Source organism: Winogradskyella damuponensis (genome assembly GCF_039538385.1).
GTDB lineage: Bacteria > Bacteroidota > Bacteroidia > Flavobacteriales > Flavobacteriaceae > Winogradskyella > Winogradskyella damuponensis.
In genome coordinates, this window is sequence record NZ_BAABCB010000002.1 from 275,303 (window position 1) to 296,512 (window position 21,210).

General features: G+C 34.5%; 19 protein-coding genes. 12 read left to right on the plus strand and 7 right to left on the minus strand.

The features are described 5' to 3' along the window. The first annotated feature begins 3 nt into the window (after nucleotides 1-3). From ABD730_RS01295 to ABD730_RS01325, 7 genes are all read left to right on the plus strand, one after another. Nucleotides 4-1,332, plus strand: coding sequence for a RagB/SusD family nutrient uptake outer membrane protein (locus ABD730_RS01295; RefSeq protein ID WP_344712012.1), 1,329 nt, complete (start codon nucleotides 4-6; stop codon nucleotides 1,330-1,332). Between the two features lie 30 nt (nucleotides 1,333-1,362). Beyond that, nucleotides 1,363-2,709, plus strand: coding sequence for a PKD domain-containing protein (locus ABD730_RS01300; protein ID WP_344712013.1), 1,347 nt, complete (start codon nucleotides 1,363-1,365; stop codon nucleotides 2,707-2,709). Between the two features lie 12 nt (nucleotides 2,710-2,721). Continuing rightward, entirely contained in the window at nucleotides 2,722-3,855 is a 1,134-nt protein-coding gene (locus ABD730_RS01305) for a PKD domain-containing protein (protein WP_334467844.1), read from the plus strand. 1 nt (nucleotide 3,856) lies between these two features. Next, nucleotides 3,857-4,702: a cyanophycinase gene (locus ABD730_RS01310; protein WP_334467842.1), complete on the plus strand. Its 846-nt coding sequence runs from the start codon at nucleotides 3,857-3,859 to the stop codon at nucleotides 4,700-4,702. A 2-nt stretch (nucleotides 4,703-4,704) separates the two neighbouring features. Further along, nucleotides 4,705-6,027 (plus strand): M20/M25/M40 family metallo-hydrolase, encoded by a 1,323-nt coding sequence (locus tag ABD730_RS01315; protein ID WP_344712015.1) that lies wholly within the window; start codon nucleotides 4,705-4,707, stop codon nucleotides 6,025-6,027. Between the two features lie 63 nt (nucleotides 6,028-6,090). After that, the gene (locus tag ABD730_RS01320; protein WP_334467838.1) at nucleotides 6,091-7,380 is read left to right on the plus strand and encodes a T9SS type A sorting domain-containing protein; all 1,290 of its coding nucleotides are present in this window, start codon (nucleotides 6,091-6,093) and stop codon (nucleotides 7,378-7,380) included. A 28-nt stretch (nucleotides 7,381-7,408) separates the two neighbouring features. Then, complete coding sequence (locus tag ABD730_RS01325; protein WP_344712320.1) at nucleotides 7,409-8,011, plus strand: alpha-ketoglutarate-dependent dioxygenase AlkB family protein; 603 nt, start codon at nucleotides 7,409-7,411, stop codon at nucleotides 8,009-8,011. Here the strand turns inward: ABD730_RS01325 and ABD730_RS01330 are convergent, their stop codons facing one another. Then, on the minus strand, nucleotides 8,012-9,250 hold the full coding sequence (locus tag ABD730_RS01330) for a 3-deoxy-D-manno-octulosonic acid transferase (protein WP_344712018.1): 1,239 nt from the start codon (nucleotides 9,248-9,250) through the stop codon (nucleotides 8,012-8,014). A 123-nt stretch (nucleotides 9,251-9,373) separates the two neighbouring features. On the opposite strand from ABD730_RS01330, the gene ABD730_RS01335 reads away from it, so the two are divergent. The 4 genes from ABD730_RS01335 to ABD730_RS01350 all read left to right on the plus strand — a co-directional run bounded on the left by ABD730_RS01335 (nucleotide 9,374) and on the right by ABD730_RS01350 (nucleotide 13,204). Continuing rightward, entirely contained in the window at nucleotides 9,374-10,522 is a 1,149-nt protein-coding gene (locus ABD730_RS01335; RefSeq protein WP_334467832.1) for a DegT/DnrJ/EryC1/StrS family aminotransferase, read from the plus strand. 1 nt (nucleotide 10,523) lies between these two features. After that, on the plus strand, nucleotides 10,524-11,543 hold the full coding sequence (galE, locus tag ABD730_RS01340) for a UDP-glucose 4-epimerase GalE (protein ID WP_215928405.1): 1,020 nt from the start codon (nucleotides 10,524-10,526) through the stop codon (nucleotides 11,541-11,543). Between the two features lie 2 nt (nucleotides 11,544-11,545). After that, on the plus strand, nucleotides 11,546-12,823 hold the full coding sequence (locus ABD730_RS01345; RefSeq protein WP_344712021.1) for a metal-dependent hydrolase family protein: 1,278 nt from the start codon (nucleotides 11,546-11,548) through the stop codon (nucleotides 12,821-12,823). A 189-nt stretch (nucleotides 12,824-13,012) separates the two neighbouring features. Next, nucleotides 13,013-13,204, plus strand: coding sequence for a hypothetical protein (locus tag ABD730_RS01350; protein WP_334467826.1), 192 nt, complete (start codon nucleotides 13,013-13,015; stop codon nucleotides 13,202-13,204). On the opposite strand, the gene lspA is transcribed toward ABD730_RS01350, so the two are convergent. The 4 genes from lspA to ABD730_RS01370 all read right to left on the minus strand — a co-directional run bounded on the left by lspA (nucleotide 13,201) and on the right by ABD730_RS01370 (nucleotide 18,975). After that, a complete protein-coding gene (gene lspA, locus ABD730_RS01355; RefSeq protein ID WP_334467824.1) occupies nucleotides 13,201-13,701 on the minus strand; it encodes a signal peptidase II in 501 nt (166 codons plus the stop codon). The two genes, ABD730_RS01350 and lspA, sit on opposite strands and share 4 nt — an antisense overlap. Before the next feature lie 11 nt (nucleotides 13,702-13,712). After that, complete coding sequence (gene fabD / locus ABD730_RS01360) at nucleotides 13,713-14,606, minus strand: ACP S-malonyltransferase (RefSeq protein ID WP_344712024.1); 894 nt, start codon at nucleotides 14,604-14,606, stop codon at nucleotides 13,713-13,715. 128 nt (nucleotides 14,607-14,734) lie between these two features. Continuing rightward, complete coding sequence (locus ABD730_RS01365; protein ID WP_344712027.1) at nucleotides 14,735-16,288, minus strand: NAD(P)/FAD-dependent oxidoreductase; 1,554 nt, start codon at nucleotides 16,286-16,288, stop codon at nucleotides 14,735-14,737. Between the two features lie 137 nt (nucleotides 16,289-16,425). Then, nucleotides 16,426-18,975, minus strand: a complete 2,550-nt coding sequence (locus ABD730_RS01370; RefSeq protein ID WP_344712029.1) for a S9 family peptidase — start codon at nucleotides 18,973-18,975, stop codon at nucleotides 16,426-16,428. Nucleotides 18,976-19,139: 164 nt separating this feature from the next. Between ABD730_RS01370 and ABD730_RS01375 the strand changes: the two genes are divergently transcribed. After that, nucleotides 19,140-20,144, plus strand: a complete 1,005-nt coding sequence (locus ABD730_RS01375) for an App1 family protein phosphatidate phosphatase (RefSeq protein WP_344712030.1) — start codon at nucleotides 19,140-19,142, stop codon at nucleotides 20,142-20,144. On the opposite strand, the gene ABD730_RS01380 is transcribed toward ABD730_RS01375, so the two are convergent. Both ABD730_RS01380 and ABD730_RS01385 read right to left on the minus strand, forming a co-directional pair. Next, entirely contained in the window at nucleotides 20,134-20,592 is a 459-nt protein-coding gene (locus tag ABD730_RS01380) for a glycosyl-4,4'-diaponeurosporenoate acyltransferase CrtO family protein (RefSeq protein WP_344712032.1), read from the minus strand. The two genes, ABD730_RS01375 and ABD730_RS01380, sit on opposite strands and share 11 nt — an antisense overlap. Beyond that, complete coding sequence (locus ABD730_RS01385) at nucleotides 20,593-21,207, minus strand: deoxynucleoside kinase (RefSeq protein WP_215928415.1); 615 nt, start codon at nucleotides 21,205-21,207, stop codon at nucleotides 20,593-20,595. Between the last annotated feature and the right edge of the window lie 3 nt (nucleotides 21,208-21,210).

Here is a 21,210-nt window from a genome sequence, read left to right on the forward strand (position 1 = left end):
ATCATGAAGAAGATCATTTATATAACCTTAATTTTAGTTACAGCTTTATCGTGTGAGGTGCTAGAGGTAAAACCTCAAAACTCGGTACCAGCAGAAGATGCCTTTAAAACAAAAGAAGATATAGATAAAGGTATTTTAGGAGCTTATGCGTCGTTTCAAAGTCTAAGTTATTACGGAAGAACGTTTAGTATATTTTCAGATTTAGCTTCAGATAATTTATCGCACCCAATTGATGCTACAGCAACAGAATATGCAGAAGTTGATAACAACAGCATTTTGCCAGAAAATGGATCTGTAGATGGCATTTGGAGTATTGCTTATGATGGCATTAACGTTGCAAACAACGTGATTGATAAAGTCCCATCTATTGCAAACATGACAGAAGAAGAAAAGAATGTCGCTTTAGCCGAATTGTATTTTATTAGAGCTTTAAATCATTTCAATTTATTAAATTATTTTGGAGGAGTTCCTATTAAAGTCACACCAACGGTTGGTACAGGAAATTTAGATGTACCAAGAAATAGTGTCGAAGAAGTTTATAGTCAAATTATAAACGATCTTATTTTCGCTTCAGATTACCTACCCCCTGCTACTAATAAAGTAAGAGCATCTAAATATGCAGCAAAAGCCTTATTGGCAAAAGTATATTTATATAAAAAAGATTATCCTCAGGCTAAAACATTAGCTTCAGAAGTTATTGCAGACGGAGGTTATACGCTTTTACCTAATTATAGCGACATTTTCGCCGATGATGAATCGGCAGAGTCTATTTTCGAAATTTCATTTTCACAGTTGGAAAGAAACCGTATTTCAGAATATAATTTTCCAACAGCGCTTAACGGAAGACGAGAGGTAGAGCCATCTCAAGATTTATTAGATGCTTATGAAGCAAATGACGAAAGATTTAATGCCAGTTTAGCTTTTGAAGGAGATCAAGCATATGCCATAAAATACGATGATTTAAGCTTGGGAGCAGATAACTTTATTGTTTTAAGACTAGCAGATATGTATTTGGTAAGAGCGGAAGCAGAAGCCAATTTACCAAGTCCAATAGTTTCAGCAATACAATCGGATATTAACGACATACGATTACGAGCCAATTTACAACCAACATCAGAATCTGGGATTCCACAATTACAGCGAATCATTGAAAAAGAAAGACGTATAGAGTTTGCTTTTGAAGGGCAACGTTGGTTCGATTTGGTAAGAACAGATCGCGCCATAGCTGTTTTACCAAATGTGACTAGTACAAATCAAACACTTTTTCCAATTCCTACAGACGAAATACAAACTAATAACCATTCTGGAATGGTTCAAAATCCAGGATATTAAAAACTATCGATCATGATTAAAATAAATTTTATGAAAACTAATTTTTTAAGCTACATTTTTATAGCCGTTTTATCGTTTACATTTTTTACTTGTGAAGAAGATGATCCATTACCACCACAATCGCAAGCAGAGTTTACAGCTAGCGCAACCGAAGTTGCCGTTGGTGAAGAAATACAGTTTACCAACAATTCGCAAAATGCTACTGCTTATGCGTGGAGTTTTGGAGATGGTACAACGTCTAATCAAGTTTCGCCTAGAAAATCATACGATACTAGTAATGTCTTTTTAGTAAGTTTAGTATCTACAGGAGCTGGAGGTTCTACAATTTCTAATATGGAAATTACAGTAACACCTGCCGCATCTTTTATGGTTGAAGATGAAGAAAACCTTACAGCAACGATTCCTGTACAATTCACTAACACGTCTATTAGTGCAGATAGTTACTCTTGGTCGTTTGGAGATGCAGATAATTCAACATCTACAGAAGAAAATCCATTGTTTGCATTTCCGTCAGCTGGTACATTTACGGTAAGTTTAACTGCAAGTTCAGCGTATGGTTCGCAAACGGTGACAAAAGAAGTTGTAATTGGTGAAGCTCCAGAAAGCCCAGCCGAACTATATTATATGGCAATCGGAGATGAGTATATAAGAAAACTTATTTTAGATGGTCAAGGAACGGTTGAAGATGTGTACAATGCCGTTGGAAAAGGTGGTGTTGGCATGGCTTACGATGCCGTTAATGAAAAATTATACTTCAGTGATTTTGATACAACTCCTTTTGGAAATATATGGAGAATGAATCTTGATGGTTCTGGTATCGAAGCTATTGCATCAAATATTGACGATCCTTACGCCATCGCATTAGATGTTGCAGGAAATAAAATTTATTGGGTAGATGATGCTGGTAATGTATCCAAAGCAAATTTAGATGGTTCTAGTGCAGAAATTGGATTCTTCTCAATGACAGGAGTGTCTTGGAGAGCAATTTCTTTAGATGTTGAGAATAACAAAATGTACGTGTATGATGCTAATATTGAAGAGATCTACGAAGTTAATTTAGATGGCACAGATCCAAATGTTATTATCACAGGCAATTATGGCTACGCTATTTTAGTAGACACCGTAAACGACAAGATTTATTTTGATGATCAAAATGAAGAATTATTAAAAGTAGCCAATTTAGATGGTACCAATATTCAAACAATTGATGACGGAGGTTCTAGAATCTACGGTATGCAAATCGATCATGAAGCAGGTAAATTATATTGGTCTGGTCGTGATTCTGGGGAATTATACTCTGCTAATTTAGATGGTACAGATAAGGTCGTTTTAAGAACAGGAATTTCAAGTCCTAGAGGAATTGCATTAATAAAATAAAACTTTAAAATAATGAAGAACTTAATTTATATAGTGGCTCTACTGCTTACCGTTGGGATGTTTCAGTCGTGTTCCGATGATGATTATCCTGTGCCACCAGCAAGTACAGTGCCTGAGTATAGTTATACCATAGATAACGACGAGTTTGCTCCTGCAACCGTAACATTTACCAATAATTCTATTGTACCAGAAACCGTAGGTTCTGTAACCTATTATTGGAATTTTGGTGATGGACAATCCACTTCAGAAGAAAATCCAACACATCTATATACAGAGCCAGGAGCTTATAACGTGAATTTAGTTGTTGCAACTTCTGAATCCTTAGAAATAAATGAAATCACAAAAACCATTGTCATCAGAGACCCAAGTGCAACAGGAGTGCCTATTTATTTTACAGATGGAGCTCAAGTTTATGAAGGTTTAATTAATTCGCAAGCACCAATTTTCACACCATTAAGTGGAGTTGCGGCACAATCGTCTTATGGGATGGTAATGGATAAAGTAAATCATAAGCTCTATATAAGTGATTATGGAGCAGATAAAATTTACAGATCTAATTTAGATGGTAGCGATTTTGAAGAGTTTAGAGTCGGAGTTGATTCGCCTAATGGAATGGCGATTGATTACCAAGACAACCAATTATATTGGGATACTAGCTCAGGAATTCAAAGAGGTAATATTGATGATTCTGATGTGAATCAGGTTGAAGATTTTGTTACAGGACAAACTAATGATCCCGATGGGCTTTCTATAGATTTAGTGAATAGAAAACTGTATTGGATTAACTACAATGGAGGTGTTTGGGTTAAGAATTTAGATGGTACAGGAGAGGCTGAATTAATACCAGCTATAGAAGGAGGAAGTATTTTAGTTGTTGGTGATAAAATTTTCTATGATGAATATGTTGCTTCTGGTGACATTAGATTAAAATCAGCAAATTTAGATGGTACTGGAATTTCAACTTTAGCAGTTAATATTGGTCGCGTTGTTTACGGAATTGGTTACGATGCCAATGACAATAAAATTTATTGGGGAGATCGTGCTACAGATGTCATGATGCGTGCTAATTTAGATGGTTCTAGCCCTGAAGCATGGTTTACACATTCAGCTGATACTAGAGGAATTGTTATAGGAGAATTGGAGTGATATGATGTTAAAAAGAATAGTACTGCTTAGTCTATTTTTAGGGTTTACAATTCAAAGTTGTGCTCAAAATTTAGATGCAAAAGGAAAGCTATTTATCATAGGTGGTGGTTCAAGACCAGCATCTATGGTAGATCGTATTGTTAAAGAATCAGGAATAGATAAGGAAGGCTACGGTATTGTGTTACCAATGTCTAGTTCTATACCAGATTCTTCAGCATATTATGCAACTAATCAATTTTATAAGTTAGGAGTTAATAATGTTTATGGTTTAAATTTTGTTAAAGACGAAGTGTTAACCGTTTCAAAATTAGATTCCATCCGAAACGCAAAATTGATTTATATTTCTGGGGGCGATCAAAATAAATTTATGGATATCGTTCAAGGTACAGCAATTGAAGTTTTAATTCACGAAGCTTATGAAAACGGATCTTTAATTGCAGGTACAAGTGCAGGAGCTGCCGTCATGAGTGAAATGATGATTACAGGAAGCGAGCTTAAACATCCAGATTATTCTTCTACCTTTAGAAATATTGAATCTGAGAATATCGAAATAAAATCAGGATTAGGATTAATAACCAACATTATTGTCGATCAGCATTTTGTAAAACGAAGTCGATATAATCGTTTATTAAGTGCGGTGATTGAATATCCGGAAATAGCCGGAATTGGTATTGATGAATCCACAGCAATTTTAATATCTGGAAAAACGATGGAAGTGGTTGGTGAATCTCAGGTCGTCGTTTTTACAAATCCAGATAAATCAAAAACCACATTTAATGATAAACTTGGCGCTCATGGCCTTATAATGAACTTATATTTACCAGGAGAAACTTTCAAAATAGATTAAACATGATTTTAAAATCCAATTATAAAAATTCACTTTTCATTGCCGTCTTATGCGTTTCGCTTTTAGGTTTTTCTCAAAATAATAGAAAAGAGAAAAACATTATAAAAGCGGTAGATAAACATACGGAAAACGCTATTACGTTAATTAAAAAATCGGTAAACATTAATAGTGGCACCATGAATTTTGAAGGTGTAAAAGAAGTGGGAAAACTCTATCAAAAGGAATTAGATAAATTAGGGTTTAAAACCAAATTGACTAATGGTGATGCTTATGGTAGAGCAGGACATTTAATTGCGACAAGAAAAGGAAAAAAAGGCCCAAAATTTTTAATGATAGGTCATTTAGATACTGTTTTTGAATTATATAGCCCTTTTCAAGACTACACCATGCTTAACGATTCTATCATGAAAGGACCAGGCGTTGCCGATATGAAAGGTGGTGATGTTATCATCATTTTAGCCATGCAAGCACTACACGACGCTGGACTTTTAGACGATATGTCTATAGAAATTGTAATGACAGGCGACGAAGAAAAGAGTGGTGACCCTTTAGAATTGTCTAAAAAAGCTTTAATCGATGCCGCAAAACGCGCAGATATTGCTTTAGGCTTTGAAAATGGCGATAACAACCCAAAGACAATAGTGGTTTCAAGAAGAGGTTCTGCAGATTGGCAACTCAAAGTAACAGGAAACCCTGCGCATTCTTCTCAAATTTTTACAGATGCTATTGGTTCAGGTGCTATTTATGAAACATCTAGAATTTTAAATGAATTTTACGTTCAGTTAGCCAAAGAAAAAGATTTAACCTTCAACCCAGGATTTATCATAGGAGGTACAGCATTACAACCCGATGAAGATGGAACGGGAGGACATGCTTTTGGGAAATCTAATGTGGTATCTCAAGAGGCTATTGTTCGTGGCGACTTAAGAGCCGTATCATTAGATCAACTGATTAAAGCTAAAGCCACAATGAAAAAGATAGTTTCTGAAAATTACCCAAAAACGAAGGCCGAATTAACCTTTTCAGCAGGTGCATATCCACCATTAACCAAAACAGATGGAAATGTGAAGTTGTTAGAATATTATAATACCGTAAGCGAAGATTTAGGTTTTGGATCTGTCACAGCTGTAAATCCAAGAAATGCTGGTGCTGCAGATATTTCGTTTACTTCAGAATATGTAGATATGGCAATTGATGGTTTAGGGCTTACAGGAGGTGGAGACGACCACACAATTAATGAAACCGGAGATTTAAATACGGTAGCAACACAAGCAAAAATAACTGCAGTTTTGATGCACAGGTTAGTGAATTCTAAATTGAAATAGGTATTAGGCATGAAGTATTAGGTTGAAAGCATTCATTTTAAGAAGAATATTAAATAAGAACACATGAAAAAAATTACCCTATTATGTTTGTTGAGTTTACAAATTGGATTTGCTCAAGATTATACAGAATATCATACAGGAAGTAATGCAGATGCTATTACTAATCATGAAGCAGGAGTTTGTTTAATGGGTGGGGCTGTAGAACAAGAAGATGCTATGATTTGGTTTTTAAATAAAGCAGACGGAGGAGATGTTGTAGTCCTTAGAGCATCAGGAAGCGATGGTTATAACGATTATTTTTATACGGATTTAGCATCAGATTTAAATTCACCAATTAATTCAGTAACCACATTTGTTATCAATAACGTTGCTGGCGCTACAGATCCTTATGTGTTACAAAAAGTAGCTAATGCAGAAGCCATTTGGTTTGCTGGTGGAGATCAATACGATTATGTCAGTTATTTTAAGGATAATGCTATGGAAGATGCGCTAAATACCTTTGTAAATACCAAACAAGGAGTCATTGGTGGTACTAGTGCTGGTTTGGCTATTTTAGGAGGTAACTATTTTTCAGCACAATACGGAACCTTGTCTAGTGAAGTCGCTTTAAGTAATCCATACCATCCAAGAGTCGCTATTGGTGAAAATGATTTTTTAGATATACCAAATTTGAATAATCTGATTACAGATTCGCATTACGACAGCCCAGACCGAAGAGCAAGACATAGTGTAATGTTGGCCAGAATTGCAACAGATAATGGCACACGTTCTTTTGGAATAGGCTGTAATGAATATACCGCAGTGTGTGTTGAACCAGATGGTAAAGCATACGTGTATGGAGAGTATCCTGCTTACGATGAGTATGTTTATTTTTTACAAGCTAATTGTACCACAGATTTTGAGCCAGAAACTTGCGTGTCGGGTTCGCCTTTAACCTGGAATAGAGGAGGAGAAGCCATCAAAGTTTACAAAGTCCCAGGAACAGAAACAGGCGTGAATTATTTTGATCTCTCAGATTGGGAAACAGGCAGTGGAGGAGAATGGAGAAATTGGTCTATAGATAATGGTGTCTTTACATCAGTAGCTGGTACTAATCCCCAATGTTCTTTATCTGTTTCAGAATTTGAAATGGCAAAAATTAAAGTATATCCTAATCCGTTTGTAGATACCATTCAAATAGAATCTGATGTTGTCTTAAAATCAGTTCAACTTATTGATATTTTAGGAAATACAATTCCCGTAAAATTACAGTCCGATATGACTATTAATGTGACATCATTAAGTTCTGGAATATATTTTATACAATTGAAGAGCGATGCAGCTACTCAAGTTGTAAGACTTGTGAAGAAATAGAAAGCTTGAGGTGAATTTATTTGTAATAATGGACTTGTTTAATTCTGAAATAGATGCTAATCTTTTACCATTTGATGGAGAAGTTAATTATTACGGCTCCATAATGACTGTTGAAACAGCACAAGAATATTACAAAAAATTACTGGAACATATTGATTGGGAGAATGATAAAGCGATCATTTTTGGAAAACTAATTATTACGAAACGAAAAGTAGCTTGGTATGGAGATGAACCATTTAGTTATACCTATTCTAAAACTACAAAATCGGCATTACCTTGGAATAAAGAGCTCTTAGAACTCAAGCAAATGGTAGAAGCCAAAACAGGAGAAACTTTTAATTCATGCTTACTTAATTTGTACCACAGTGGAGAAGAAGGTATGGCTTGGCATAGTGATGGTGAAAAGGATTTAAAAAAGAATGGAGCCATTGCGTCCTTAAGTTTTGGTGCAGAACGTAAATTTTTATTTAAACATAAAGCGACTAAGCAAAACGTTTCTGTTCAGTTAGAAAAAGGCAGTTTGTTGGTGATGAAAGGATCTACTCAAACCCATTGGTTACATCGCTTACCTCCAACTAAAAAAGTAAAAACACCAAGGATTAATTTAACGTTTAGAACTATAGAATATTAATTAAGATTCTAAATAAGCCATAATTTTTACAACAGCACCAATATTAGAATCAATATAAGATTTAGTAATCTCACCTTGCTTTTTTCTCAATATAGCATCAGTAATTAAAGCGCTTAAAGAAGCGTTAAAGGCTGAAGAACTCGCCAAACTAGTAACTCCTCCTAAATTAATAAGTTCTTTAGCTTCAGGAAACTTGTCGTAGTTCTTTCCAATAAGAATTGGAATACCAAAAACAGCAGGTTCTAGTATATTATGCAAACCAGTTGTTCCTGCGCCTCCACCAACATAAGCCATATCTGCATAGCTATAAGCTTTGCTTAAATACCCAATGGTGTCTAAAACAAAGACTTTATAATGGGCTAAATTTTGATGTTCAGTTAATTCTGAATAACAAATGGTTTTTACGTTTAATTGTGATTTTAAAGAAGCCACATAACTAGGCTTTATATTATGTGGAGCAATTACAAACTTTACATCTGCATTAGTATTAGAATTTAAGAAATCCATATATAATTTATCATCATCTGGCCAAGAGCTTCCAAAAACCACACATAATTTGTCGTTTTTAAATTCTTCAATAAAAGACACTGTATTGTCAACTTTTAATTGATTTGAAACCCTATCAAATCGTGTGTCGCCAGAAACAGAAACAGCATTATACCCAATACGATGAAGTAATGTTTTAGAGTTTTCGTCTTGTGTAAAAATATGATTGAACGCAAACAGCGCAGACTTTGCATAACTGCCATACCATTTAAAAAAAATGTGATCTTTTCTAAATACAGCAGAAATTAAAATCGCTTTTAGGTCACGTTTTTTAATTTCATGTAAAAAATTAGGCCATATTTCATATTTTACAAATAGTGTGTAATCGGGATTTACTAAATCTAAAAAACGTTTGGCATTTGCTTTGGAGTCAAGCGGAAGGTAAACTACAACATCGGCAATTTTTGCATTTTTTCTAACGTCATAACCAGAAGGCGAAAAGAAAGACAATACGACTTTGTGGTCAGGATGCTTAGCTTTTAAAGCTTCAAAAACAGGTAAACCTTGTTCATATTCGCCAAGAGAAGCACAATGAAACCAAAAGGTTTTGTCTTCTGGTGTAATGGTTTTTTTAAGTTTTGAAAAGGTGTTTTTTCTGCCAATAACTCCCTGTTTCAATTTAGAATTGAATAATGAAGCAATTGTAATAACAAAATTTGCTAAGTAAATTCCTATGGAATAGAGTCCTTTCAAAAAAAAGATTTGTGCTAAAATACATTTCTTTCAATTAAAAGCATTGGCTCAGCCATTACAATTTTGTATTTTCGCTTAGAGCCTTTGGCTTTTTTTATTATACACTAAAATGTAGTCTTTAGAATGAAAAAAATACAAATGGTTGACCTTCAGAGTCAATACGCAAAAATAAAAGATGTTGTAGATCCATCGATAGCAGAAGTGATGGAAAGTGCTGCATTTATCAATGGACCTAAAGTACATCAATTTCAAAAAAATCTTGAAGATTACTTAGGAGTTAGAAATGTTATTCCTTGTGCTAATGGTACAGATGCTTTGCAAATCGCCATGATGGGTTTAGGCTTGCAGCCTGGAGATGAGGTGATAACAGCCGATTTTACGTTCGCAGCCACTGTTGAGGTTATTGCATTATTACAATTAACTCCAGTTTTAGTAGATGTGAATCCCATAACGTTTAATATTGATGTCGCTGCGATTGAAAAAGCAATTACACCAAAAACTAAGGCTATTGTGCCAGTTCATTTATTTGGACTTCCGGCAGAAATGGATGCCATTATGGAATTAGCGAAAGCACATAACTTATACGTCATTGAAGATAATGCGCAAGCTATTGGCGCAAGTTATACACATAGCGATGGTAGTAAAACCAAAGCAGGAGCTATAGGGCATGTAGCTTCTACGTCGTTTTTTCCATCTAAAAACTTAGGTTGTTATGGAGATGGTGGCGCCATTTTTACTAATGATGATGATTTGGCTCATAAAATTAGAGGTATCGTAAATCATGGAATGTACGAAAGGTATCATCATGATGTGGTTGGTGTAAATTCACGTTTAGATTCTATTCAAGCCGCTGTTTTAGATGCTAAATTACCGCATTTAGATAGCTACAATACAGCCAGACGAAACACAGCAAGAAAATATAATGAAGCTTTTAAAGATCATCCTAATATTGTAACTCCAACAGGTTTAGAGCATGGAGATAGTAGTGATGATCATGTTTTTCATCAATATACACTTAATTTAAAAGGAGTAGATAGAGATGCTCTTGTAGCACACTTACAATCAAAAAATATTCCATGTGGAGTGTATTATCCAATTCCGTTGCACAGACAAAAAGCGTATATGGATGAGCGTTATAACGAATCAGATTTTCCAGTTACCAATGCCTTAATCCAATCTGTGATTTCACTTCCAATGCATACAGAACTTGATGATGAACAAATTGAATTTATCACGAGTACAGTTTTAAATTTTATACAGACAAATAAATAATATGAAGATTTTAGTAACAGGCGGTTTAGGTTTTATTGGGTCGCATACCGTTGTTGAATTACAAAACGAAGGCTACGAAGTCGTAATTATAGATAATTTATCCAATTCTTCAATTGAAGTTTTAGATGGTATCACTGCTATTACGAATAAAAAGCCACATTTTGAAAAATTAGATTTAAGAGTAAAACAAGACGTACAAGACTTTTTTAAACGTCATAATGATGTTGTTGGAGTCATTCACTTTGCCGCAAGTAAAGCGGTTGGAGAAAGTGTCGCTGAACCTTTAATGTATTATGAAAATAATATTACAACTTTGGTTTATATGCTTCAGGAATTAAGTGGTTTAAATACTAAGAATTTCATTTTTAGTTCATCATGTACGGTTTATGGTCAAGCAGATGAATTGCCAATTACTGAAAATGCACCTGTTAAAGTTGCAGAATCTCCTTATGGAAATACAAAACAAATAGGTGAAGAAATTATTAGAGATGTCTGTAAAGTAAATGGAGATGTTAATGCTATTGCTTTACGTTATTTTAATCCTATCGGAGCGCATCCTTCAACAGAAATAGGGGAATTACCTATTGGAGTGCCGCAAAATCTAGTGCCTTTTATTACGCAAACGGGAATTGGTATACGAGAACAATTATCTGTTTTTGGAGGAGATTACCCAACGTCAGATGGTACTTGTGTTAGAGATTATATTCACGTGGTAGATTTAGCAAAAGCGCATGTACTGGCTTTACAGCGATTATTGAATCATAAAAACGATTCTAATTTTGAGTTTTTTAACTTAGGAACAGGAAAAGGAAGTACAGTTTTAGAGGCTGTTCAGTCTTTTGAACGCGTTTCTGGGAAATCTTTAAATTATAAAATTGTAGATAGACGCGAAGGAGATGTCATTTCGGCTTATGCTGAAACGTCCAAAGCCAATAAGGTTTTAGGTTGGAAAACCGAATTGACCTTAGACGACGCAATGGATTCTGCTTGGAAATGGGAACAAAAAATAAGAACTAAATAATTATGAAAACTTTACTTGGGATTTTAGTATTGCTCTGTACAGTAACACTTACGGCACAGAACACGTATTTACACTGTGGAAAATTGATAGATACAAAATCAGGTAAAGTACATAAGAAGAAAACTATTGTTGTTTCTGGCGATAAAATAATTTCGGTTGAAAATGGCTATATAAATCCAACAAGTGTAAAAGATATCACAGTAGATTTAAAGTCTAAAACGGTCATGCCAGGCTTAATAGATATGCATGTTCATATTGAAGGCGAAACGAGTCCAAAAGCTTATCTTAATAAATATACCTTGAATGATGCAGATGTAGCTTTTAATTCTACAAATTATGCAAAAGTCACCTTAATGAGTGGTTTTACAACGGTTAGAGATTTAGGAGGTTCTGGAGTAAATATAGCATTAAGAAATGCTATAAACGCAGGAAAAGTTGTTGGTCCAAGAATTTTTACAGCAGGTAAATCATTAGCAACGACAGGTGGTCATGCCGACCCAACAAACGGATCTAGTAAAAATCTTATGGGTGATCCTGGTCCAAAGGAAGGTGTGGTTAATGGTGTCGAGGATGCGAAGAAAGCAGTAAGACAGCGGTATAAAAACGGAGCAGACTTAATTAAAATAACAGCAACAGGCGGTGTTTTGAGTATGGCTAAAAGTGGACAAAATCCACAATTTACTGTCGAAGAAATAAAAGCAATTTGTGAAACAGCCAAAGATTATGGCTTTCATGTAGCTGCACATGCACATGGAGATGAAGGGATGCAACGTGCCATTTTAGGCGGAGTAAAAACGATTGAGCATGGTACTTTAATGAGTGATGAAACTATGGAGCTTATGAAGAAGCACAATGTTTATTTAGTGCCAACCATTACAGCAGGTAAGTTTGTGTCTGATAAAGCAAAGATTTCGGGTTATTATCCTGAAATTATTGTTCCTAAAGCTTTAAATATTGGACCAAAAATTCAAGATATGTTTGGTAGAGCTTATAAATCAGGTGTGGGAATTGCCTTTGGTACTGACGCTGCTGTATTTTATCATGGTGATAATGTTAAAGAGTTTGGATATATGGTTGAAGCAGGAATGCCTGCAATTGAAGCGCTTCAAAGTGCAACAGTTACCAATGCTATGTTGTTACAAATGGAAGATAAAATTGGACAAATTAAACCTAATTATTTAGCAGATATTATTGCTGTAAACGACGATCCAACAATCACAATTTCTACCATGGAAAACGTCACTTTTGTAATGAAAAACGGCATTATTTACAAAAAATAGCCCATTTTAAGCGAAATTTTGATTATTGAATGTGTAACCCTTAAGCTACAACGATGCGAATATGTTAATTGTTGTAGTGTCTGATTTTCAATATGATAATATCAAAAGGAGTTAACCCTGTTTTAACATTCATTTCTTGGAGTTGGTCATCAATCTTCGTTGCTTTGCAGTGAATGATAATTGAACAACATGAAATTGATTAGTATTAAAAGAGAGACCAAAACAGAAGGTCGCTTCACAAAAAAAATGGGTGTATTACAGACTAATGTCACCTACATCAAAAAGCAATTTTTAAGTATACCTTACAAAACACTTCACAAATATCGTGAAACTTATTATGGTGAAATTAAAGATTGCGAAGATTGTAAACTAGCGCGTTAAGCAATCTTTTCTTTTTTCTTGCTGTTAAAAACACCACTGAATAGTAACATTACCATTCCTATGGTAACAGACATATCAGCAACATTAAAGATTCCTGTTTTAAAAACACCGCCTAAATCAATAAAGAAAAAGTCAGTGACTTCACCGAAAACAATTCGGTCAAAGACATTGGCTATACCTCCTCCTGCAATACAGCAAAAGGCAATAAGGCTTAATCTGTCTAATTCTTTAGTTTTTAAAATATAATATATCACATAAGCTAAAACAAGGGTTGGTAAAACTAACAAGAAGATTAACCTAAGCGTAGGATTCATATCACTTCCCATACCTAAAAAAGCTCCTTTATTTTCTACCCAAATGAGTTGAAAATAATCTTGTATAACATTGATTTGGCCTTTACCTCCTTTAATCATTGTTGTTCTAACAATTACTTTAGAAATTTGATCAATGGCAATATTAAAAGCTATGAGTAATACAATAAATAGTGATCTGTTCAAAGTAATTGGGTTTAGGAGTTAGTTTCAAAAGTAGCTGAAGCCGTTTCTGCTTCTCTGTGTATTTTCTTTACTAAGCCTTGTAATACTTTTCCAGGTCCTACTTCTGTAAAATGTGATGCACCATCAGCAACCATTTGCTGTACCGATTGTGTCCAACGAACAGGAGCTGTTAATTGTGAAATTAAATTGGATTTAATCTCATTTTCATCTGTTATAGCAGACGCTGTTACGTTTTGATATATTGGGCAATTAGGTTTACTAAATGTTGTATTCTCTATGGCAGCAGCCAATTCTTCGCGAGCAGGTTCCATTAATGGAGAGTGAAATGCTCCACCAACAGGTAATACCAAAGCACGTCTTGCACCAGCTTCTTTTAATGCCTCACAAGCTTTATTGATGGCTTCTACCTCGCCAGAAATTACTAATTGACCTGGACAATTATAATTTGCAGGAACTACAACTCCTGCGATAGTTTTACAGATGTCTTCAACAACGGTATCTTCTAAACCTAAAACGGCAGCCATAGTGCTTGGTTGCAATTCACAGGCTTTTTGCATGGCTTGTGCACGTTGTGATACTAATTTAAGTCCGTCTTCAAAAGTTAATGCTCCAGCGGCAACTAATGCAGAAAATTCACCAAGAGAATGACCCGCAACCATATCCGGCTTAAAACTGTCTCCAAGTGTTTTTGCTAAAATTACAGAGTGTAAAAAGATAGCAGGTTGAGTGACTTTAGTTTCTTTTAAATCTTCAGCAGAACCTTCAAACATAATGTCTGTAATATTAAAATCAAGTATTTCATTGGCTTTTTCAAATAATTCTTGTGCTAAAGGTGAGTTTTCGTAAAGGTCTAATCCCATTCCTGAGAATTGAGCACCTTGACCTGGAAATATATATGCGTTCATTTGTGTTTCAATTTAAGATGCAAAAATAGGAATAATATCTTGAAATTGAATTAAGATTGCGTTGCTGATAGAAACAGGAATAAAGACTGTTTTAACTTCATCGGAACAATTATATCGTATACGTAATTCTAAACACATGCAGCTTCAGCACAACGCTCACCATCCATTGCAGCCGAAATAATACCTCCAGCATAACCACCACCTTCTCCGCAAGGAAACAAATTAGCGATTTCAGGATGTTCTAAAGTTTCTGTTCTTGGAATGTTTACAGGTGAAGATGTACGAGATTCTACACCAATAATATTAGCCTCTTCGGTATAGTAGCCTTTCATTTTTTCGCCAAATGCTTTAAAGCCTTTGCGTAAAGATCCTCCAATTATTTTGGGTAGTAATGAATGCAATGGTGCCGATTTTAAACCTGGTTGGTAAGAGGTTTCATTTAAACTTGAAGACAATTTGCCTTCTACAAAATCCGTCAACCTTTGAGCAGGAGCAGATTGTCGTCTTCCTCCAGCAGTGAAGGCTAAACGTTCTAAATCCTTTTGATATTCGAGTGCTTTTAAAGCTCCAAAATGTTCGTATTTGTAAAGGTCTTTATCAGCATTAATTTCTGTGACAATACCAGAATTGGCAAACTTATTATTTCGTTTGGAAGGAGACATCCCGTTAACGACAACTTCACCATTGGCTGTGGCTGCAGGAACTATAAATCCACCAGGACACATACAAAATGAATACACACCTCTGTCATTCACTTGTTGTACCAAACTGTATGAAGCTGCCGGAAGTAACTCGTCGCGTTGCTCACCTTTACAATGGTACTGAATACCATCAATGATGTCTTGCGGATGCTCTACACGTACTCCCATGGCAAATGATTTTGCTTCTAACTTTATCTTCTTATCATTTAACAAATAGAAAATATCCCTTGCAGAATGACCCGTCGCTAGAATGACTTTTTCAACATCGAGTTCATTGTCATTGTTAAGCTGAATAGCCACAATTTTATTGTTCTTAATCGTGAAATCAGTCACACGCGTTTCAAAATGCACTTCACCACCAAACTTGATGATATTCTCTCTTATATTTTGAACCACTTTTGGTAGTTTATTGGTTCCGATATGTGGATGGGCATCAACTAAAATTTGATCTGTTGCTCCGTGATACACTAGGTTTTCAAAGATTCTTCTAACATCTCCACGTTTTAAACTTCTGGTGTACAATTTACCATCAGAATAAGTTCCTGCACCACCTTCACCAAAACAGTAATTGGAATCTTCGTTTACAAAATGATCTTGGTTAATGGCTTTTAAATCACGTCGACGATCTTGTACATTTTTACCGCGTTCTAAAACAATAGGCTTAAATCCCAACTCTATACAGCGTAATGCGGCATACATGCCTGCTGGTCCAAAACCTATAATATGAATAGGCTTTGCGTTAGAGACATCTTTATAATCAAAATGATAATCTGAAGTTTCTGGTACAGGTTCATTAATGTAAACTTCAACTTTATAGTTGAACATAATATTGCGCTTACGTGCATCAATCGATTTTCTAAGAATTTTAATTCCTGAGATTTCGGAAGATTTCATTCCCAAATCATAGGCCGCTTTATTAAGCAAACCATCGGGTTGTCTTTCTTGCTGTAAATTAATGCGTAGTTGTAAGGCTTTTATCATGTTGCAAAATTAAAGAAAAGAAATGTTATCAAAATTTTTAAATAGCACTAAGTTGTAATGTTAGTGTTTCTATATAAGCATAAAAAAAACCACGCTAAGGAACGTGGTTTTATTTTTATCTCAAATATAGTAGTGTACTAAGGTTTTGTTTTAGGTTGATCTCTGTTTATTTCGGTGATATCAATTTCTGTTGCTTCTACTCCTAGTAAATGTTTACTAAAGTGATCGGCACGTAACCAAAAAGAATACTCAGTCATATTACCAAAACTATGACGTTGACCTGGCATAAGCATAAAATCGAAACGTTTGTTTGCTTTTATTAATGCGTTTGCCATTCTAATGGTGCCTCCTGGATGTACATTGTTATCTACATCACCAGTAATCAACATTAAGTTTCCTTTTAGATTTTTAGCTAAAGACTGGTTATTGTCAATGAGGTATTTGTATTTTACATTACCATCATCATCCATTTCTTCTTGTACACCATGATGCGTTTCACTCCACCAACTGTTATAAATGTTATTATCGTGGTTTCCGGCAGAAGAGACTGCCGCTTTAAAGAAATCTGGATACACTAACATGGCTGCGGTAGACATAAAACCACCACCTGAATGACCGTAAATTCCAACTTTATTAATATCAATAAAATTATGTTTGTCGGCAAGTTGTTCTGCAACGTGTCTCTTATCGGCCAAACCATAATCTCTAAGGTTTCCATAGCCATAGTTGTGGTACCATTTAGAACGGTCTGGATGTCCACCACGATTTCCCATAGTGACTACAATAAATCCGACTTGTGCCATACGATCTAAGCGATCCATACGTACAGAAAATGATTTATTTACAGCTTCGGTTTGTGGTCCAGGATATACATATTCTAGTAATGGGTATTTTTTAGTCTCATCAAAATCGAAAGGCTTGTACATTACTCCATAAATATCTGTAATACCATCGTCTGCCTTCATTTTAAAGGGTTCTGGAAATTGATAACCTGTAGCCATTAATTGTGATAGGTCGGCTTCTTCTAAATTCATAATAAGTTTTCCGGTATGAGATCTTAATTCTGATTTAGGAACGGTATTTACTCTAGAATAATTATTTACAAAATAAGCGTTAGAGTCTGCCATGCTCGTACTCGTATTATAATCACCAGGATTTAAAGCTTGCAGTCCAGAGCCATTTAAATTAATTTTATAAAGGTGTTCATAATACGGATCTTGGTTTTTTGGAATACCATGAGCTGTAAAATAAAGTGTTCTACTTTTTTCATCAACACCAATAGCGCGTTCTACATGATAAGAGCCTGAGGTCACTTCGTTTTTTAAGTTTCCTTCAGTATCATACAAATAATAGTGTGCCCAACCTGAACGTTCTGCCCAATGTAGCATTTCAGTTTCGTTATTTAGTAAGACTAATGGACGTGACTCTATATAGGTGTTGAAGCGTTCCTCTATTAAAACTTTTGTTTCTCCGGTATTAATATCAGCCACACAGATATCTAGTTTTTTACGATCTCTACTAATTGTGCTATAATAGATTTTACCTTTTTTAGATAAAAGTAATGAAGGTGAAAAATCATCATCGTAACTCGATTTTAATCTTGGCGCACGATATACTTGAATACTTTGTTGTTTAACAGTATCTAATTGGACTTTTATATTACTTTTTGAAGGTATATCGAAGACATGGAGTTCTGTTTTGTAATACTCATCTTCACCAGGCATGTGGTATTTGTAAGTTTCTAAAGTAGGACGCTTGTTTGATGTTGTATTAATAACCCACAAATCATTGATATGTCTAGAATCTGTTCTTTGGAATACAAACTTTTTAGAGTCGTGAGACCAAATACCACGAACATATTTACGTTTGTCTTTATTCTTTAATTTGGTTTCATTGTTTTCTCCACGGCTACTTCCACCAAAATCATAATTTTCTTCCCCATCAGTAGTCCATTGGTTTTCAACTATTGTAGAATCTTTCTCGTTTTTAACCGCTTTGAGGAAATTTTCTTTGTCCATCCAATACAAATTGTAATGTTTAGAAAATAACACTACGGAACTGTCTGGTGCAATGTTTGCCCATTTTTTCCAATCTTCTTTTTTCTTCTTTTTATTATCTAAGACGGTTAAGCCATTACTGCCAAGTCGGTATTCAAAATGGTATACTTTGTTGACTTTTTTAGCCTTTTTAGCTTTGCCTTTTTTCTTTGTTTTGGTAGAATCGGTGTCTTTGCTGTCTTCAATATCTTTATCGTCATCGTCGTCATCTTTTGCTTCGTCCACTTTTTCTGTAGACGTCACATAGAAACGTATTGCTGTTTCATTTTTTACAAACTCAAAGTTAAATTTTGGTAAATGTTTAGCATCATAAGGATCTTTTGTAATTTCAGTAAGCCATTTTGCCATCTTTTCATTGTCAAAAAGCACTTTTTTACTGCGTTTGTCTGCATCTACAATATAGTATTTAGAACCCTCAGTTGTTTTATATTGGTACCAAAACCGATTTCCGTTTTTTAACCAATGTGGATTTACAGACGTTGAATGTACCAGTTTTCCTAAATTTGTTGGAGAAAATTTAGCTGCTGCTCTATAGTTAGGTGTGGGTGTTAGATTTTCTTTTTCGGTGTTTTGTGCGGTTATTAAACTACAAGAGAAGCCTAATAGGAGTAGAAATATTAATTTTTGCATGCGTTGTGGTTGGGTTTAAGTTGCTTTAGTTTCTTGATTTGACTAAAATACTAGGAATATTATAAAGGTGATAAATATTTAACATTAGCCTAACGAATTAAACGTGCTATTGCTTTTGTAATGAAGTGATTTTAGTATCTTGAAAAACATAAAAAAATAGATAATTGAGCTGGTTAAAAAAAGACCCTTTACAGATTATTGCATTTCAAAGTTATGGAACAGATTCTCATTTTTATGCTAGAGGTAGAGCATTAGAAGATGAATCAATAGACTTAGAAGCTAACAATACTTGGCAGCTTATCGTGAATTCTTGGAAACGTTTTGGAACTGATGAAATTAAGCATGTAGGTTTAGATTTAAAACTACCTAATAATAACATTTTAAAAGCAACGACAGATAGAAAAGGCTATTTTTGGGTTGAAGCTAATTTAGAAAACTTAAAATCACTTACCAATGATGAGGGTTGGTTGCCTTTTGAATTATCTTATAATGACGTCAATATAAAACGTACCATACAGAATCAAAATCGATTTCCGGGAGAATTATTAATTCCTTCAAGTAAAGCGAAATTTGGTGTGGCAAGCGATATTGATGATACAATTTTACATACAGGAGTTGTGTCTTTGCTAAAGTGGAGATTAATTTATAATTCTATTTTTAAGAGTGCTAAAAGTAGAATTCCTTTAGAGGGCTCGGTAGAGTTTTTTCATAAATTACATCGAGGCTCATCTGGTGATAATGCCAATCCTATTTTTTACGTTAGTCATAGTCCGTGGAATTTATACCGTTATTTAGAACTCTTTCTAAAGCAGAACGATTTTCCAAAAGGACCTATCTTATTGCGTAGCGTTAGCGAGGCTTTAAAGAAAAAGGAATTAGGTGATAAGCCTCAGAAACAAAAAGAGATTTTGAACCTTCTTAAAACGTATCCAGATTTGCCTTTTATTTTAATAGGTGATAGTGGCGAGCATGATCCAGATATTTATATAGAAGTAGCAGAAAAATTTCCAAATAGAATTCTTGCTATTTATCTACGGTGTGTTAAGCACAAAAAGAAAATGTTACGGGTAAGACGCTTGATAGAAAATTATAGCTTAACACCAGTTTTGCTTGTAGAAAATAGTCAACAGGCAATAGAACATGCTAGAGAACACGGATTTATTGTTTAAGGATATTGTCTATTCTTTTTTTGTTTTTCTGTTGTAATAATGAAGGATATAGATTAAATATTACATTAAAAACAAACAATATTAGAGCAAAGGAGTAAGCTTTATGCCCTATTTGTAAACCTATAATAATAAGTATAAAAATGAAGCCAATAATATGTCCAATTTCGGCATAAACCATTTCATTTCTAATCTGTTTTAGATCTTCACGAGAAGCTCTTTTTTTTAGTTTTATATTCTGATTGAAGATTTTAAAGAAGCTGTTTTTTATAATCCAAGCAAAAACAGATAGCCCAAGACTATTATAAATAGTTGCGCTTCTGATAAATTGAAAATCTGATAATTTTGAATAGAATGTGGTGTTTTTTATTGCATTATTAACGATTAACCCAATAGTCCATGAGACAAAAGTAAATGTAATGGCCTTGAGAAAATAGAGTGTAAGAGTCACCTAAAATAAGCCATTAATCTCAGCATCAATTCTATTAATAATATCACCTAAATCTTCAGGGTTCGCTACAAAATCAAGATTGTCTACATCAATAATCAATAAATTACCTTTATTGTATTTAGAAATCCAAGCTTCGTAGCGCTCGTTTAAGCGACTTAAATAATCTATGCTGATAGTGTTTTCGTAATCGCGACCTCTTTTATGAATTTGAGCGACCAAATTAGGAATAGAACTGCGTAAGTAAATCAATAAATCAGGCCCTTTTACAAAAGATTCCATTAACTCAAATAGCGAAGAATAGTTTTCAAAATCGCGATTTGTCATTAAGCCCATAGCATGTAAGTTGGGTGCAAAAATATGTGCATCCTCATAAATGGTTCTATCTTGAATGATATCTTTTCCGCTATCGTGAATTTGGTTGACTTGACGAAATCTGCTATTTAAGAAATACACTTGTAGATTAAAGCTCCAACGTTCCATCTGATTGTAAAAATCATCTAAATAAGGATTGTCAACGACATCTTCTAATTGTGCCTCCCATTTAAAATGTTTAGCGAGTAATTTTGTGAGTGTAGTTTTTCCAGCTCCTATATTTCCAGCAACAGCAACATGCATAAT